A 15,540-nucleotide genomic window follows, 5' to 3' on the forward strand; every position below is an offset into this window, starting at 1 on the left:
AAAATCCTGTAAAATGGGTTGTTTTTATAGCTGGTTTTTCAAAATTTCACAAAATTGACTATAGGAAGGATGGGGGAGGATGGCTTTTTTTTAAAAAAAGGGTGTTTTTGGTCAAGATAGGCTGTTTTTTAGACCTGATTAGCTCGAAAATGTGATAGAATCATGGGATTGGGGTGAATATTATGTCAGTGTTTCCAAAAGGTTAAGTTTTATCATAAAAAAAAGCTGCCAGTTAATGGCAGCTTAAAATCTTAATTGACGGTTTTAAATTTTATCCGTAGTTATATTCCGGTTTCCAGCTTTCAATAGTGTTATTAAAAGTTGAATGATTGGCAAGGTGGATACAAGTAGCAGTAGTTGCTCCACTGATTACATTAGAAGCTGGCTTTTCTTTGTTCATGACAGAATTATAGAAATCCTTTAATGCATAGATGGTTCCATCCTTTGTCTTTTTATCCAAGATAGGGATTCCCTTTCCATCTTTCCAGGTGAGTTTGGTTGCGCCCGAAACACCGTCAACTATTTGTAACTCTTCCATGCGTTCTTTTTCTGGATAAAAATACCCTTCGTTCATCAAAAGGTCTACTGTGCCTTTTGTGCCTTTTATACTAAAGGAATAGCCTTCGCGGGCGTTACTACATGTTGCACCGAAATTTCCGATCATTCCAGCTTTATCATAGCGAAGAATTAGCTGGACATTGTCAAAGGTTTCTCTTCCATCATGATAATTATCAATACCTCCAGTGCCCATTATTGTATCTGGATGAGTTTCGAAAGCCCAATTGATAAAATCTATTTGGTGAGAAAGGAGTTCAGCAGGAAGTCCACCCGAATATTCCTTATACATTCTCCAGTTGATGGCCCTTTCAAGAGAAGGGTCTGGTACAGGTCTTTTCCAGTTCCAGTTTCTATCCCATCTGGAGTCTATTTGGGTGATTTTTCCCAGGTATCCAGACTGGATCATGTCCTTAACTTTATAATATAGTGGGGTGTATCGGTATTGGTGGCCTACTTGAAGCGTAAGTTTGGGGTTATTGGCTACAATCTTGACCAAATCTTGGGCTTCAGGAATGTTGTAGGTCATGGTTTTTTCCAAATAAACATTTTTACCTGCCTCCAAAGCTGCTTTTGCAGGGGCGTAATGCATGTTTAAAGGAGTAGCAATGATCACAGCGTCAATTTCCTTTTGTTCAAGAAGTTTTTCGTAGTCTTTAAAGGCTTTGAATTTAATATCAGAGAACCGTTTCTTGGCCTGCTTTAACCTGAAGTCCATGTTGTCACAAATGGCAACCATTTCAAATTGCTCCGGCATGCTCTTCATTACATGCATAATTCCTTTGCCTCTATCGCCGCAACCAATAATCCCTATTTTTATAGGACCTTTATTTAATCCTGAAGACTGGTAAGCAGATACCAATTGATGAGGTAAAACTGATCCTCCTAAAATAATACCTCCAGTTTTCACGAAATCCCTTCTGTTCATTTGATGATATGTTAAGTTGTTGGAATTTTTTTCTGTTTTCAAATTCTTTAAATATATAAGAATATGATTTTAAAAAAAAACCGTAATCCTTGAATGGATGATTTTTGGTTTTACTTAAGTGAAGGCAGTAGTTATCGGAAATTTTATATTTAACTGGTTTTAAAATTTGAATTTATTTTAAGGTAGGGGGAATTAAGAAGAAAGAGAGTAGCCTGATTATTGCGCGGTGGAGGTCCATTAAAGCAAATAGTTAAATTTGAATGGAAAAGGAATTTTGGATTAGTTAATAAACAATTCTGAAATTTTACCATTAAAGATTAAAAGAGGCACGAAAAGATCATTTAAATTAAACTATTAATCGCTTCGGTCCTCAGGTTTCTGATCACTTCATCAAAGGATTTTTGGTTATTGGTATCATAGTGGATAATCAGATTAGTTAATTATATTTACATCAAAAAGAAATAGAATAGCATGTATATTTTTGGAGCTTCTGGCCATGGTAAAGTGGTGATATCAGCGTTGGAAAGCAGGGGAATTCATGTCAGTGGAGTTTTTGATGATAATGAAGAGCTGAAAACCTGCCTGCATTATCCCGTAAAAGTTTATAATGAGCGTGAAGACCATCATGATAATAGTTTTATTATAGCCATAGGTGATAATATCATAAGAGAAAAGGTGTATGAACGCTTAGGTAGGGGGGCATGGTATGGTGTGGTTATTCATGAAAAAGCCATAGTTAATGATTATATCAGATATGCGGAAGGAACCGTGATCATGGCTTCGGCCACAGTCCAGCCAGGTACACAGATAGGAAAGCATGTGATTATCAATACTTCGGCAGTAGTAGATCATGATTGTTTGATTGGTGATTTTGTACATATTGCACCTAGAGCTACTTTATGTGGAGGAGTTCAAGTAGGCAAAGGAAGCTTGGTCGGGGCAGGGAGTACTGTGTTGCCAGGAGTTCAAATTGGTAAAAACTGTATAATAGGAGCAGGGGCAACAGTGCTAAGGAATGTTAATGATGGTGAAACTGTTTATGGTGTAGTAAAGTAATTAAAATGGAAGTTTTAGCAATTAAAGAAAAATTGACAGGTATTTCTGATCAGGCATTATTGGAAAAAATTGCATCAGAAGGTAGTTTACAAAGGGTTAGCGCTGGGGAGACAATAATGGAGCCAGGTCAGTTTATCAAGTCTGTTCCTATTGTTTTAGAAGGAGCCATTAAGGTGTTAAGAGTGGATACAGAAGGTAAGGAGCTTTTCTTGTATTATTTATATCCTGGGCAAACTTGCGCGTTATCATTGACCTGCTGTGATGTTGCTAAGCCTAGTGAAATCAAGGCTGTTGCAGAGGAAGATACCACAATTATTTCTATTCCTGTTAGGTTGCATGAAAAGTGGAGTGAAGAGTTCAGGCAGTGGAAAGACTTTGTTACGCAAACCTATCAAAATAGATTTCAGGAGATGTTGAAGGCTTTAGATGCTGTGGCTTTCTTGAAAATGGACCAGAGACTGGCCTTGTATATTCAGGCCAAAAGAGAAAAAACCGGGAGCAATGAATTGCAGATCACTCATCAGGAAATAGCAAATGAGCTGGGGACTTCCAGGGAGGTGATATCGAGGTTGCTTAAGCAATTGGAAAAGAAGAAATGGATAGAATTAGGCAGAAACATCATTTATATTCGTGATGATTTTGATGAATTAATCAAGAAAAACGAAGTATAGATCATTCTTGGTTTTTTTGTTGAGATTTTAGGACCAACAAGGGAACAGTAGTGTGTAGGGCCAATTCGGCAGAATGGCTTTTGTTGAATAAATAATCGAAGAAGGTCCTGTGCCTGGTGAACATGGATAATAAGGTTCGGGGGTGTTGTTCGGCGTATTTTTGTAAGCCATTATTGACTTCATGGGCTTCGATTTCCTCATAGCCGATATTGAGTTCAGGGAAACGATCTTTTAGGTAGGCTGATAATTCGAAAAAAGTAATTTCTTGTGTTATCCCTTCTTTTTCCTTTATATGAATGATTTTATAAGGGAGTTTATAATCTTTGGTGAGTGTGATCAACTGGCCTAAGAAGGCAATATCTTCCTTGTTTAACTCCATTGCCAAAGAAATGGTATTCATGTTTTTGAACTTTGCTTCAGGAGGAATACATAATACAGGCTTGGGGCAGTGCTTGATGACTTCTGTGGTAGTCGTACCCAGAAAAGCTTGGGAAATTTTGCTTTCCCCACTAGTACCTACAATGACCAAATCATATTTTTCCTTTTCTGCTTCCGAACAGATTGCGGTGGATGCAGTTTCCTGCGTTATTAGGTATGAGACTTTTAACCCTTCTTTTTTTGCTTGGGTCTTCAATTTTTCCATTTCCTTATTGGCCTGTTTTTCTATGGCCACTATATACTCGGCCAATTGGGCAGCAAAGTCAAAGACAGGAGTATAGGCAAATAATAATCTAAGGGAGCCATGATGTGCTTTTGCGAGTTCTTTTGCAAACTGAAAAGCATTTTGGGCATTTTCTGAGAAATCAGTAGCTAATAGTATTTTCATGATTGTCATTGCCGATTTATTTCATTAATATAATTACTTCACGACATTTTCCCAATAGAATTTGGTTATTGGTACATGGTATTTGATGAAATATATTATGATATAAATCAGGTAAATACAGGAGAAGCAATCCAAAGTGTAACAAATGTCACCGCGAGAGGCTGGTTGATGCTTTAGTTTTGTATAAAATTTAATTAAAGAAGATTAGTAAATGGATTTATATACACTACTGGGATTTCTGGCCGCAACGCTTATTGGTATCAGTTTAGGATTGATAGGTGGAGGTGGTTCAATTTTGACAGTCCCAATTTTGGTTTATTTGATGGGTGTTTCTCCCGTTCTGGCTACCGCTTATTCCTTATTTGTAGTAGGTAGTACGTCATTGGTTGGATCTTTCTCTTATATGAGAAGGGGAAGTATCTCCTATAAGACTGCTTGGGTTTTTGCCTTGCCTTCTTTTGCAGCCGTATTTTTAACAAGGCGGTATATCGTGCATTCCCTTCCGGAGGTGTTGTTTACATTTCAGGGGATATCCTTGTCCCGCGATGTAGCTATAATGGTATTCTTTGCAGTGATAATGGTGGCTGCGGCCTATTCCATGATCAAAAATGGCAAAAAGCTGGTCCCTGAGAAAGATAATAAAACACTCAATTATCCTTTGATAGCACTTCAGGGGCTTTTTGAAGGAACTGTTACTGGCATTGTCGGTGCAGGGGGAGGTTTTTTGATTATTCCTGCTCTGGTTCTATTGGCCAAATTGCCGATGAAAAAGGCTGTGGGTACTTCGTTATTGATTATTTCTGCGAAATCATTATTGGGATTTACCGGAGACTTGAGTACCCAAACCATTGATTGGAGGTTTTTGTTAATATTTACAGGGCTTTCGATAATTGGGATATTTGTAGGAAGTATGCTTTCCAAAAAGATCAATGATAGCTCACTCAAGAAAGGATTTGGATGGTTTGTCCTGATCATGGGGATTTATATTCTAGTCAAAGAGATATTTGGGATTTAATTCCATGATCCGTTAAGTGGAATGTGATAGAAGTCACTTATTCTGATCATTCTAAAACTTAGTTTTGTAACATAATATATCAGCAAATAGGACTTAGAAGAGTTCGGAATTGCAGATCAATACTTTAAATAACCGCGTCTTTAAAATTAGAAAAAGAACAAAATGAAAATAGAACAAATTTATACGGGATGTCTGGCTCAAGGAGCTTATTATGTAGAGTCAAATGGTGAAGCTGTCATCATAGATCCACTGAGAGAAGTAGAGCCTTACATTGAAAAGGCCAAGAGAAATGAGGCCAAAATCAAATATGTATTCGAAACACATTTCCATGCAGACTTCGTGTCAGGTCACAAGGATTTGGCAAAGAAGACTGGGGCAGAAATTGTCTTTGGCCCTACAGAAGCCCATTTAGGTTTTGATGCAAAAATTGCCAAGGATGGTGAAGAATTTAAAGTGGGTGATATTATCATTCGAGCCATTCATACACCTGGGCACACTATGGAAAGTACTTGTTATTTGCTTATCAATGAGGAAGGCAAAGAAGAAGCGATTTTCACGGGTGATACCTTATTTATAGGTGATGTGGGAAGGCCAGATTTGGCACAGAAGGTGTCTGAAGATCTGACCCAAGAAAAGCAAGCTGGTCACCTTTATGATTCGTTGAGAAATAAAATCATGGTCTTGCCAGATGATATTATTGTTTACCCAGCTCATGGAGCAGGAAGTGCATGTGGTAAAAACATGAGTAAAGAGACATCTGATACATTGGGCAATCAGAAGAAAACCAATTATGCTCTGCAAGAGATGAGCAAAGAGGAGTTTATCGATAAGTTGATCACAGGTCTTACTCCTCCGCCGGCTTATTTTCCTCAAAATGTGATGATGAATATCGAGGGGTATGATAGTATTGATGAAGTACTGGAAAGAGGAGAAAGGGCATTAAATCCTTCCGAGTTTGAGCAGGTGGCCAATGAGACAGGAGCTATACTACTAGATACCCGTGCTCCCCAAGTGTTTGCCAATGGCTTCATTCCAAATTCTATCAATATTGGCATAGATGGAAGCTTTGCTGTGTGGGTAGGAACTATGATTCCGGATGTCAAACAGGAGATATTAGTAGTTGCTGATGAAGGACGTGAGGAAGAAGTGATTACTCGATTGGCAAGAGTAGGTTATGATCATGCTATAGGGTTCCTGAAAGGAGGCTTTGAAAGCTGGAAAAATTCTGGTAAAGAAGTAGATCATATTGAATCTATTCCAGTATCAGAATTGGTAAAAATTAAGGAGTCTGGAGAAGATGTGAATATCCTGGATGTCAGGAAGACCAGTGAATATGAAAGCGAGCATGTTATAGGAGCAGAAAATAATCCTCTGGACTATATCAATGAGCATATGGATAGCATAGATAAAGACAAGAAATACTATGTGCATTGTGCGGGAGGTTATCGATCTATGATCTTCGCTTCAATTTTAAGAGCAAGAGGTTATGATCAATTAGTGGATATAGATGGTGGATTCAAAGCGATCAAAGAATCAGAAAAGTTTGAATTGACAGCATATGTATGTCCAAGTACAAAATTGTAATTAGTTGAAATAGAATATAATCACAAAAGAGGGGTTTCCCCTCTTTTGATTAATAAAAATAATTATGGGAAATATTATTGACTGGATTAGCCAGCCATGGCCTTGGTACATAGCAGGGCCGCTATTGGGACTTACCGTTCCTGCATTACTCTTATTAGGGAATAAATCTTTTGGGATTTCATCCTCCTTGAGGCATGTTTGTGCTGCTTGTGTGCCTGCTAAGATCCCATTTTTCTCCTATAACTGGAGAAAAGAAGCATGGAATTTATATTTCGTGGGCGGAGTGTTTTTGGGAGGAATTATTGCAGGTTTCTTCTTCTCAAATCCTGATGCTGTCGTAGTGGCAGAAAGTACGCAAGCTGACTTAGCTGCTTTGGGAATTAGCCAGTACAATAACTTATTGCCTTCAGAGATATTTTCTTGGGAAAATGTCTTCAGTATGAAAGGTCTTGTGTTTTTTGTGTTTGGTGGTTTTCTGGTAGGTTTCGGTACGCGATACGCGGGAGGTTGTACTTCAGGGCACGCCATTATGGGAATTAGTAATTTACAATGGCCGTCAGTAGTCGCGACTATTTTCTTTATGTTAGGAGGATTTGCGATGACCCATCTGTTTTTGCCTTCATTAATGAAGTTGGCTGGATTTTAAAGATTAGAAATTTATGAAAACAACAATAGAAAGAGAAATTGATACTCCGATTGAGTGTGAGGCTCCTAATTTACAAAGGTCTCAGGAAACTGGTCTAGCACTACTTAAGTATATGGTAGTAGGGGTGTTCTTTGGAATAATCCTGGTGAAATCAGAAGTGATTTCTTGGTTTAGAATTCAAGAAATGTTCAGGTTGCAATCCTTCTTTATGTATGGAGTGATTGGCTCTGCTGTAGTGGTAGGGATGATTTCTATCTTATTGATTAAGAAATTCAATATAAAAACTATCTCTGGTGAAAAAATAAAGATTCAAGATAAAGAGTTTAGAAAAGGACAGATTATTGGTGGATTTATATTTGGTTTAGGTTGGGCATTAACTGGTGCTTGTCCAGGGCCATTGTTTGCGCAGATAGGAACAGGTTTTACAGTAGTTGCAGTTACTCTAGTGAGTGCGCTTGCTGGAACCTGGGTATATGGGAAATTTGCTGATAAGCTCCCTAATTAAGCATGAAAAAGTAAAGCAAGGAAAAAAATGGATATACTGGGTATGTCCATTTTTTTTTGATTTTTAAAATTATGAATTCACTAGAATACTTTTTTGTAAATAATTCTGATTAAAAGGATGGCCAATATGACGGTGACTCCTGCTATAACAAATTCCATATATTCCTCATTGTTTAGCTTGTAATTTAAGGATAAATCTGCAGATGTTGATTTATTTCAGAAATCTCTCTTTATGCAAACGGTTGATATGATTTTTAAAAATCTTTAGGCTTTAGATATACTAAAAAAGTCCATTACTTTGTGTTGTAATACGATGGCGATACCTATGAATTTATTAAGAAAGAGGCGGATAGCCTTGAGTAGTCTTTTTTTTCTTGCCGGCTTAAGTTTTGCTTCTTGGGCTTCCAGGATTCCTGATTTTCAGCAGATTTTTGATTTGAGTGAGGGACAGCTAGGTACATTGTTGCTTGGTATGCCTCTGGGCTCATTGGTGGCTTTGCCTTTGGCTGGATGGGCGGTAGATAAATATGGTAGCAGAACTGTGATTATTTGGGGAAGTATAGCTTATGCCTTGTCCTTATTGAGTTTAGGATTCATGAATTCTGTTTTTCAGTTAGGTGCTGCGGTAGTTGTTTTTGGTATGTTGGGAAATATTATGAATATATCCTTGAATACCCAGGCCTTGATTGTGGAGGATAATTATGCCCGAAGTATTTTGGCTTCTTTTCATGGTCTATGGAGCCTTGCCGGTTTTGCTGGAGCAGGGATAGGTGCTTTAATGATTAAATTGAATATGGCTCCCCAAGAACATTATTGGATAGTGGCGGGGATAATGGTTTCCATCTTGATTTCTAGTTATAATTTATTGTATAAAGAAGAAAAAAATACAGGAGCTGGAGGACTTGTGCTTAAGAAGCCGGACGCTATTTTACTTCGGGTAGGATTGGTAGGCTTTTTTGGGATGATGTGTGAAGGCTGTATGTTTGATTGGAGTGGGGTTTATTTGAAAAAAGTAGTATTGGCCTCACCTAGTATCGTCCCATTGGGTTATGTAGCGTTTATGGGAGCAATGGCTTCAGGTAGGTTCTTTTCAGATGCATTGGCCAATAAATGGGGGAAAATTATCATGTTGAGGATAAGTGGGGTTTTGATTGGAATAGGCTTGGTGCTCGCGGTAGTGTTTCCGCAGGTGAGTACGGCAATTATAGGTTTCCTTTTGGTGGGATTTGGCACTGCATCTGTAATTCCACTTTCGTACAGTATTGCAGGAAGGTCCAAGATGTATTCTCCAAGTATTGCCTTGGCTTTAGTGTCTACCATTTCCTTTTTTGGGTTTTTATTGGGGCCGCCTTTGATTGGTTTTGTCGCTGAACTGTTTGATCTGAAGGTGTCTTTTGTCCTGATTGCAGTAATGGGTACTTGTATCACCTTATTGGTGAGTATAAAAACACAGATTTTTGATTCTCATAAATCCCCAAAGAAAATCAAAGCAACAAGATCATTGACCTGAGTATAGAATGATCAAATGATGTAGGAGCTTATGATTTCAAGTAACTGAAATCGATGCCTATATTATCCGCTTAAAAAATCAAATTTCCCTATCTTTGCAGCCTATGAGCAAAAAAGATTTTAAAAGATATACCGTAACATCAGCATTACCATATGCTAATGGTCCTTTACATATAGGCCATTTGGCAGGGTGTTATATCCCTTCAGATATTTATGTACGTTATCTCCGTTCTATGGGCAAAGATGTTGCCTATATTTGTGGTTCGGATGAACATGGTGTAGCAATTACCATAAAAGCTAAAAAAGAAGGTGTTTCTCCTCAGGATATTGTGGATAGATACCATGGGATCATGAAAGGGAGTTTTGAGGAATTTGGGATAAGTTTTGACCATTATTCTAGAACTAGTGCTCCCATTCATCATGAAACAGCTTCAGAATTTTTTACCGATTTATATGAAAAGGGAGAATTCTTAGAGCAGTCTACTGAACAATACTATGATGAAGAGGCTGGGCAATTTCTGGCTGACCGATATATAGAAGGGACTTGTCCTAAGTGTGGTTATGAAAATGCCTATGGAGACCAGTGTGAAAAATGTGGGACTTCATTAAATCCTACAGACCTGATCAATCCAAAATCAAAATTAAGTGGAAACAGCCCTGTTCTTAAGGAAACTAAACATTGGTTTTTGGACTTGGCCAAGTACACGGACTTTTTGAAAAACTGGATATTGGTTGAACACAAAGAAGATTGGAAAAACAATGTGTTGGGCCAGTGTCGGTCTTGGTTGGAAACTGGTGATGGGTTGCAGGCAAGATCAATGACCAGAGATATGGACTGGGGTATTCCCGTTCCAATTGAAGGTGCTGAAGGTAAAGTGTTGTATGTTTGGTTTGATGCCCCTATTGGGTATATTTCTTCTACTAAGGAATGGGCAGCAGCAAAAGGTGTTGATTGGGAACCATATTGGAAAGATGAAAATACTAAGTTGGTAAATTTCATAGGCAAGGATAATATTGTGTTCCATTGCATTATTTTTCCAGCTATTCTTAAAACACATGGTGAATATGTTTTGCCGGATAATGTACCAGCCAACGAGTTTTTGAACTTGGAGGGAGATAAAATATCCACTTCACGAAACTGGGCGGTTTGGTTACATGAGTACTTAAAAGACTTTCCTGGTAAACAAGACGTTTTACGCTACGTGTTAACAGCTAATGCTCCAGAAACAAAGGATAATGATTTTACTTGGAAAGATTTTCAAAGTAGGAATAACTCAGAGTTGGTTGCCATATTCGGGAATTTTGTGAATAGGGCAGTAGTCCTTACACATAAATACTTTGATGGAGTTGTTCCTCAAAGAGCCGAGCTTTCCGAATATGATAAAGAAGTCTTGACAGCATTGGAAAGCTTCCCTGATAAAATAGCTTCTTCTATTGAAAAATATAGGTTTAGAGAAGCACTGAGTCTAGTGATGGACTTTGCCAGATTGGGTAATAAGTATTTAGCGGATACGGAGCCTTGGAAGACCATTAAGCAGGACAAGGAAAGAACGGCTACTATTCTTAATATCGCCTTGAACATTGCTAGTAATTTGGCCATTGTATCACAGCCGTTTTTGCCATTTACGGCGGAAAAACTTAACGGTATATTGGGGATAAAAGACTTGAATTGGTCGGATGCCGGTTCAGGAAACCTTCTTAAAGGTGGTGAGGGAATAGGAAAGGCTGAATTACTCTTTGAGAAAATAGAGGATGATATTGTAGCAGCACAAGTTCAAAAGTTAATGGAAGCTAAAAAGCAAAATGAAGCGGCTAACGCAACAGTTCCTTCAGTGAAAGATACTATCGTTTTTGATGATTTCTTAAAACAGGATTTGAGGGTGGTCACTATCCTTGAAGCAGAGAAAATTAAGAAGTCCAAAAAGTTACTTAAGTTAACAGTAGATGCAGGGATAGAGAAACGTACAGTGCTAAGTGGCATTGCTGAACATTTTACGCCTGAGGAACTGATAGGAAAGCAAGTGACCATGTTGATCAATCTAGCTCCACGAAAAATGATGGGAGTTGATTCAGAAGGAATGATTTTAATGGCAGAAGATAAGGATGGAAGTTTGAAATTAATGGTTCCACATGATTCAACGGCTCCAGGATCTCCAATAAGTTGATGATTTAATAGTCAATATAAAGAACCGCGAAATTATTTTGCGGTTCTTTTATTTTTTTTTGGATACCAATTAGAAGTGTTTGAATTACAAAAATCAGTGGTTTTATGATAAAAATACCCTAGATGGGGTATTTTTTCATATTGTCGGATCACTTAATTTTACTTTTAAATCTTCTAAACATCAACAACAATGGTATTCTTTTATCTAACGAACTTTTTACCTAACGACGAGGGACATGAAGTCCATGTTCAAGGTTGTGCTAAAATGCCTAGTATGGATAGTCTGACCTACTTGGGGCCTTTTAATAATTATAAGGAGGCATTGAGAAGTGCCGAAAGAAAATTTGACGAGGTCAGTGTGTGTCCACATTGCTGCTCTACCCAAAATAATACAGTTCTTTTCTCAGACGATTGATGCTGACCGCTAAGTTTATCCCGAAATATGTTTTAGTCTTAGATAGTACTGATCTTCTATTGATTTGAGTTATTTCCGATAGGGGTATGGATAGGCTGTGATCTTTTTTATTGCTTGGGATTAATGAATTTCAAAGAATCTTATTTTTCTAAGGTGGACAGGAAATGAGATGCTTAGTAAGTAGAACTCATCCATCAAAAGACTTTTGATTTTCCAGTCTGAAAAGCCTCTGCCTACTTCATAGGGTATATACTGTATGCCATCTAGGCAATTTATCATTTGCAGGTCTTCCACTGTTCCTAAAGAAGTGGCTTTCAGGAGGGATTCTTTTCGGGTCCATAATTTATAAAATTCATGCCTTGGTGAATAGGCCCTTTCTATAAAGTGGGCTTCCGGCTGAGTGAACCATTCATCAATTAAAGGGAAAAAATTTAATTTTTTGTCTACGTATTCAATATCCACTCCAACCTCTTCATTACAGAAACCGAAAACAACCCAGTTTTGAGCATAGGAAATATTGAAGTTGAATTCACTGACATCCTTTATATAGGGCTTGTCATTCATCCCAAGTTCGATTTCAATGTCCATAGGAGCACAATCCAAATATTTGGACGTAAGTACTTTGAGGAACCCTTTTCCAAGTATGTAGTGCATCTTTTCACTTTCCTTTTTGAGCTTGTTCATCACTTTGGTTTCCTGTGGACTAAGGAATTTAAGAAAGCTCTTAACCTTTGTCTTTATTTTGTCTATAGGAAGCCGCCAAACATCGACATGGTCATCGATGATAAAATCTGATTGATCAGTCCAATTGGGAAGTAAAACTGTGCTACAACGGATTTTGCTGATAAACAAATGACTATTCATCATAGTTTTTAGTTTTCTTCCAAGACGTGCTAATTCAGCACTGAAATATGCAGAATTCACATGGTTTTCCACTTCATTTAATTTGGATTAGGGCGTTTCTTTTATTCAACGAATATTTCCAAGTAAGATAAGCAGTGTGTGTAATTTTTGAATTACAATTAGATTTCTGATTTTGCTTAGCTTCTTGCTATATCAATTATTGGATTATATTCCTTTGGTTTATATAGGGAGGTGGCATATAGTTGGTTAAACCAACTGTTATTATAGTAAATCTAATTAAATTTTAAATTATAAAAAATGTATTTTAAACTTAAAAAAATGAATTAGATAAAAAAGTAATTGTCTGTTATAAAAAGAGAAATGAGTAAGAAAAAAATATTACATCAATTTTATATCACCGATGATTTATTCATTATAGCCTCAAATGAATTAGAGAGCATCTAATGCCTTCTAATAGCTGAAAATGCCTAACAAGTTTCTGGAATATCAAGAGAAATGGGAAAAGTGAAATTATAAAAAGGAGGAAGGCTAATTAAATTCCACCTCCTTTTTAATACTTTTTTAGTTTTTAGCCAAATCAAGAATAAAGGCGTATTCCAATGCCGTTTCTTTCAACGACTGAAAACGACCTGAAGCACCTCCATGGCCAGCTTCCATATTTGTATATAGCAGTAGGAGATTGTTATTGGTCTTTTCTGTTCTTAATTTGGCGACCCATTTAGTAGGTTCCCAATATTGGACCTGACTGTCATGCAGTCCGGAAGTAACCAATAAATTAGGATAGTCTTTTTTCTCAATATTGTCATATGGGGAGTAGGATAGCATATAATCGTAATATTCCTTTTCCTTCGGATTTCCCCATTCATCAAATTCCCCTGTGGTAAGCGGAATACTTTCATCAAGCATGGTGGTAACTACATCCACAAATGGCACTGCAGCAATTACCCCTTTGTACAATTCAGGCTTTATATTGATTACTGCGCCCATTAAAAGCCCTCCAGCACTTCCGCCCATAGCGAACAGTTTATCAGGATGGGTGTATTTTTGACTAATTAAATACTCTGAACAACAGATGAAATCAGTAAAGGTGTTTTTCTTCTGTAGCATTTTTCCATCTTCGTACCAATAACGTCCCATTTCTTGCCCCCCTCTGATATGGGCTATTGCAAATACAAAACCTCTATTCAATAAGGAAAGTCTATTGGAACTGAAAAGAGCATCTGTGCTATAACCATAAGAGCCATAGGCGTATTGAAGCAAAGGGCTGCTTCCGTCTTTTTTGAAGCTAGACTTTTTATACACCAAAGAAATAGGGATCATTGTGTCATCCTCGGCTTTTGCCCATAACCTTTCGGACTGGTAATGCTCGGGATTATATCCTCCTATTATTTCCTGCCTTTTCAATAATGTCTGTTCTCCTGTTTCCATATTATAATCGTAAGTGGAAGAAGGAGTGGTAAGGGAGTTATAGCCAAGTCTGAGTAGTTTGGTCGAAAACTCGGGATTATAGCTTGTCCACGCAGAATAGGTAGGCTCAGCAAACTCAATATAGTGAGGCTTGTTGCCGTTCCAAGGATTTACCTGGATCCTAGTAAGTCCATTAAATCTTTCTTCTAGTACCAGGTAATCTTCAAAAACTTCGAAGCCCTCAAGTAAAACATCCTCTCTGTGAGGAATAACGTCTTCCCAGTTTTCTTTTCTAGGGCTTAATACGGGAGCTTTTACCAGTTTGAAGTTGCTGGCTTTATCATGGTTTGTCATGATTAGAAAGTCTTCACCAAAATGGTCCGCATGATATTCTAGGTCTCGTTCTCTATCTTGGATCAACTGAATTTTACCATTCGGTTCATCTGCATTTAAAAATCTAATTTCAGTAGAAACGGTACTTTCACTGCAAATGAATAGATATTGTTTTGATTTGGATTTGCTGATGTGACAGGTAAAGGTGTCATCTTTTTCTTCAAATATTAATTCGTCCTTATCCTGACTTGTTCCGATTTTATGTTTGAAGATTTGGAAAGATCTTAAGGTATTGGGATCTTGTTTTGAATAGAAGATGGTTTGATTGTCATTTGCCCAGGCCAGATTTCCTGTTACATTACTGATTTCGTCTGAAAGTATTGCTCCTGAATTAAGGTCTTTAAATTTTATGGTATAAATCCTTCTTCCAATATTATCCTGAGAAAAAGCCAATAACTGCTGATTGGTGGAGATGCCCAAGCTATTAACGTTGAAGTATTCTTGATTTTCAGCCAACTTATTTACATCTAGAATAATTTTTTCTTCGCCTTCTAGACTTTGTGCTTTCCTACAAAAAATTGGGTATTCACCTCCAGTTATATACTTGGTGTAATAGTAGAAACCATCTTTGAAATAGGGAACACTCTCATCATCCTCTTTTATGCGACCCTTCATTTCCTCAAACAATTCTTTTTGTAGGTCTTCTGTATGAGCAAGGGATGCTTTAAGAAAATCATTTTCCTGATTTAAATAATTGATTACATCAGGATTATTTCGATCATTCATCCAATAGTAAGGATCAATTCTTGTGTGCTCATGAAAGCTGATTTTGTGTGGTTTTATTGCAGCTTTTGGAGGGGTTGGTATATTCATATTATAGCGATAAGAATTTCATGTTTTTATGGTTACAAATTTAATAAGGGTATGGGTAGAAGCCTACAAATAAGCAGGATCATCTTATATGAATTATTTTGCTTGATATGTTGCAGCATTAATATTTATTCGTAATTTATTATTTGATTTTTAGTTGGAAATTGTGTTTAAACTGTTAATTATTAATTTA

Annotated in this window: 13 protein-coding genes; 9 read left to right on the forward strand and 4 right to left on the reverse strand. The window is 37.3% G+C overall.

Annotation, left to right across the window (positions count from 1 at the left end):
* Positions 1 to 271: 271 nt before the first annotated feature.
* Positions 272 to 1,483, reverse strand: a complete 1,212-nt coding sequence (locus H7U17_RS08475) for a Gfo/Idh/MocA family protein (protein WP_186756277.1) — start codon at positions 1,481 to 1,483, stop codon at positions 272 to 274.
* A gap of 471 nt (positions 1,484 to 1,954) precedes the next feature.
* On the opposite strand from H7U17_RS08475, the gene H7U17_RS08480 reads away from it, so the two are divergent.
* Both H7U17_RS08480 and H7U17_RS08485 read left to right on the forward strand, forming a co-directional pair.
* Positions 1,955 to 2,539, forward strand: a complete 585-nt coding sequence (locus H7U17_RS08480; RefSeq protein WP_186756278.1) for an acetyltransferase — start codon at positions 1,955 to 1,957, stop codon at positions 2,537 to 2,539.
* 5 nt (positions 2,540 to 2,544) lie between these two features.
* Positions 2,545 to 3,210, forward strand: a complete 666-nt coding sequence (locus H7U17_RS08485; protein ID WP_186756279.1) for a Crp/Fnr family transcriptional regulator — start codon at positions 2,545 to 2,547, stop codon at positions 3,208 to 3,210.
* A 1-nt stretch (position 3,211) separates the two neighbouring features.
* Here the strand turns inward: H7U17_RS08485 and H7U17_RS08490 are convergent, their stop codons facing one another.
* The gene (locus H7U17_RS08490; protein WP_186756280.1) at positions 3,212 to 4,036 is read right to left on the reverse strand and encodes a universal stress protein; all 825 of its coding nucleotides are present in this window, start codon (positions 4,034 to 4,036) and stop codon (positions 3,212 to 3,214) included.
* A 211-nt stretch (positions 4,037 to 4,247) separates the two neighbouring features.
* On the opposite strand from H7U17_RS08490, the gene H7U17_RS08495 reads away from it, so the two are divergent.
* From H7U17_RS08495 to H7U17_RS08525, 7 genes are all read left to right on the forward strand, one after another.
* Positions 4,248 to 5,051 (forward strand): sulfite exporter TauE/SafE family protein, encoded by an 804-nt coding sequence (locus H7U17_RS08495; RefSeq protein WP_186756281.1) that lies wholly within the window; start codon positions 4,248 to 4,250, stop codon positions 5,049 to 5,051.
* Between the two features lie 162 nt (positions 5,052 to 5,213).
* On the forward strand, positions 5,214 to 6,635 hold the full coding sequence (locus tag H7U17_RS08500; RefSeq protein WP_186756282.1) for an MBL fold metallo-hydrolase: 1,422 nt from the start codon (positions 5,214 to 5,216) through the stop codon (positions 6,633 to 6,635).
* A gap of 64 nt (positions 6,636 to 6,699) precedes the next feature.
* Complete coding sequence (locus H7U17_RS08505) at positions 6,700 to 7,281, forward strand: YeeE/YedE family protein (RefSeq protein WP_186756283.1); 582 nt, start codon at positions 6,700 to 6,702, stop codon at positions 7,279 to 7,281.
* Between the two features lie 13 nt (positions 7,282 to 7,294).
* Positions 7,295 to 7,786 (forward strand): DUF6691 family protein, encoded by a 492-nt coding sequence (locus H7U17_RS08510; RefSeq protein ID WP_186756284.1) that lies wholly within the window; start codon positions 7,295 to 7,297, stop codon positions 7,784 to 7,786.
* A gap of 324 nt (positions 7,787 to 8,110) precedes the next feature.
* Complete coding sequence (locus H7U17_RS08515; protein WP_186756285.1) at positions 8,111 to 9,295, forward strand: MFS transporter; 1,185 nt, start codon at positions 8,111 to 8,113, stop codon at positions 9,293 to 9,295.
* Between the two features lie 103 nt (positions 9,296 to 9,398).
* Entirely contained in the window at positions 9,399 to 11,459 is a 2,061-nt protein-coding gene (gene metG / locus H7U17_RS08520; protein ID WP_186756286.1) for a methionine--tRNA ligase, read from the forward strand.
* A 189-nt stretch (positions 11,460 to 11,648) separates the two neighbouring features.
* Positions 11,649 to 11,873, forward strand: coding sequence for a hypothetical protein (locus H7U17_RS08525; protein ID WP_186756287.1), 225 nt, complete (start codon positions 11,649 to 11,651; stop codon positions 11,871 to 11,873).
* 120 nt (positions 11,874 to 11,993) lie between these two features.
* Here H7U17_RS08525 and H7U17_RS08530 read toward each other — a convergent pair whose 3' ends face one another.
* On the reverse strand, positions 11,994 to 12,740 hold the full coding sequence (locus H7U17_RS08530; protein WP_230981331.1) for a 4'-phosphopantetheinyl transferase family protein: 747 nt from the start codon (positions 12,738 to 12,740) through the stop codon (positions 11,994 to 11,996).
* Positions 12,741 to 13,298: 558 nt separating this feature from the next.
* Positions 13,299 to 15,350 (reverse strand): S9 family peptidase, encoded by a 2,052-nt coding sequence (locus tag H7U17_RS08535; RefSeq protein WP_186756288.1) that lies wholly within the window; start codon positions 15,348 to 15,350, stop codon positions 13,299 to 13,301.
* Positions 15,351 to 15,540: the final 190 nt, after the last annotated feature.

Source organism: Echinicola salinicaeni (genome assembly GCF_014280965.1).
Classification (GTDB): Bacteria; Bacteroidota; Bacteroidia; order Cytophagales; family Cyclobacteriaceae; genus Echinicola; species Echinicola salinicaeni.

What these genes read in the sequence shown, in the direction of transcription:
- H7U17_RS08475 (WP_186756277.1), bottom strand. Translation starts at nt 1,483, where the DNA reads ATGAACAGAAGGGATTTCGTGAAAACTGGAGGTATTATTTTAGGAGGA.
- H7U17_RS08480 (WP_186756278.1), top strand. Translation starts at nt 1,955, where the DNA reads ATGTATATTTTTGGAGCTTCTGGCCATGGTAAAGTGGTGATATCAGCG.
- H7U17_RS08485 (WP_186756279.1), top strand. Translation starts at nt 2,545, where the DNA reads ATGGAAGTTTTAGCAATTAAAGAAAAATTGACAGGTATTTCTGATCAG.
- H7U17_RS08490 (WP_186756280.1), bottom strand. Translation starts at nt 4,036, where the DNA reads ATGAAAATACTATTAGCTACTGATTTCTCAGAAAATGCCCAAAATGCT.
- H7U17_RS08495 (WP_186756281.1), top strand. Translation starts at nt 4,248, where the DNA reads ATGGATTTATATACACTACTGGGATTTCTGGCCGCAACGCTTATTGGT.
- H7U17_RS08500 (WP_186756282.1), top strand. Translation starts at nt 5,214, where the DNA reads ATGAAAATAGAACAAATTTATACGGGATGTCTGGCTCAAGGAGCTTAT.
- H7U17_RS08505 (WP_186756283.1), top strand. Translation starts at nt 6,700, where the DNA reads ATGGGAAATATTATTGACTGGATTAGCCAGCCATGGCCTTGGTACATA.
- H7U17_RS08510 (WP_186756284.1), top strand. Translation starts at nt 7,295, where the DNA reads ATGAAAACAACAATAGAAAGAGAAATTGATACTCCGATTGAGTGTGAG.
- H7U17_RS08515 (WP_186756285.1), top strand. Translation starts at nt 8,111, where the DNA reads ATGAATTTATTAAGAAAGAGGCGGATAGCCTTGAGTAGTCTTTTTTTT.
- metG (WP_186756286.1), top strand. Translation starts at nt 9,399, where the DNA reads ATGAGCAAAAAAGATTTTAAAAGATATACCGTAACATCAGCATTACCA.
- H7U17_RS08525 (WP_186756287.1), top strand. Translation starts at nt 11,649, where the DNA reads ATGGTATTCTTTTATCTAACGAACTTTTTACCTAACGACGAGGGACAT.
- H7U17_RS08530 (WP_230981331.1), bottom strand. Translation starts at nt 12,740, where the DNA reads ATGATGAATAGTCATTTGTTTATCAGCAAAATCCGTTGTAGCACAGTT.
- H7U17_RS08535 (WP_186756288.1), bottom strand. Translation starts at nt 15,350, where the DNA reads ATGAATATACCAACCCCTCCAAAAGCTGCAATAAAACCACACAAAATC.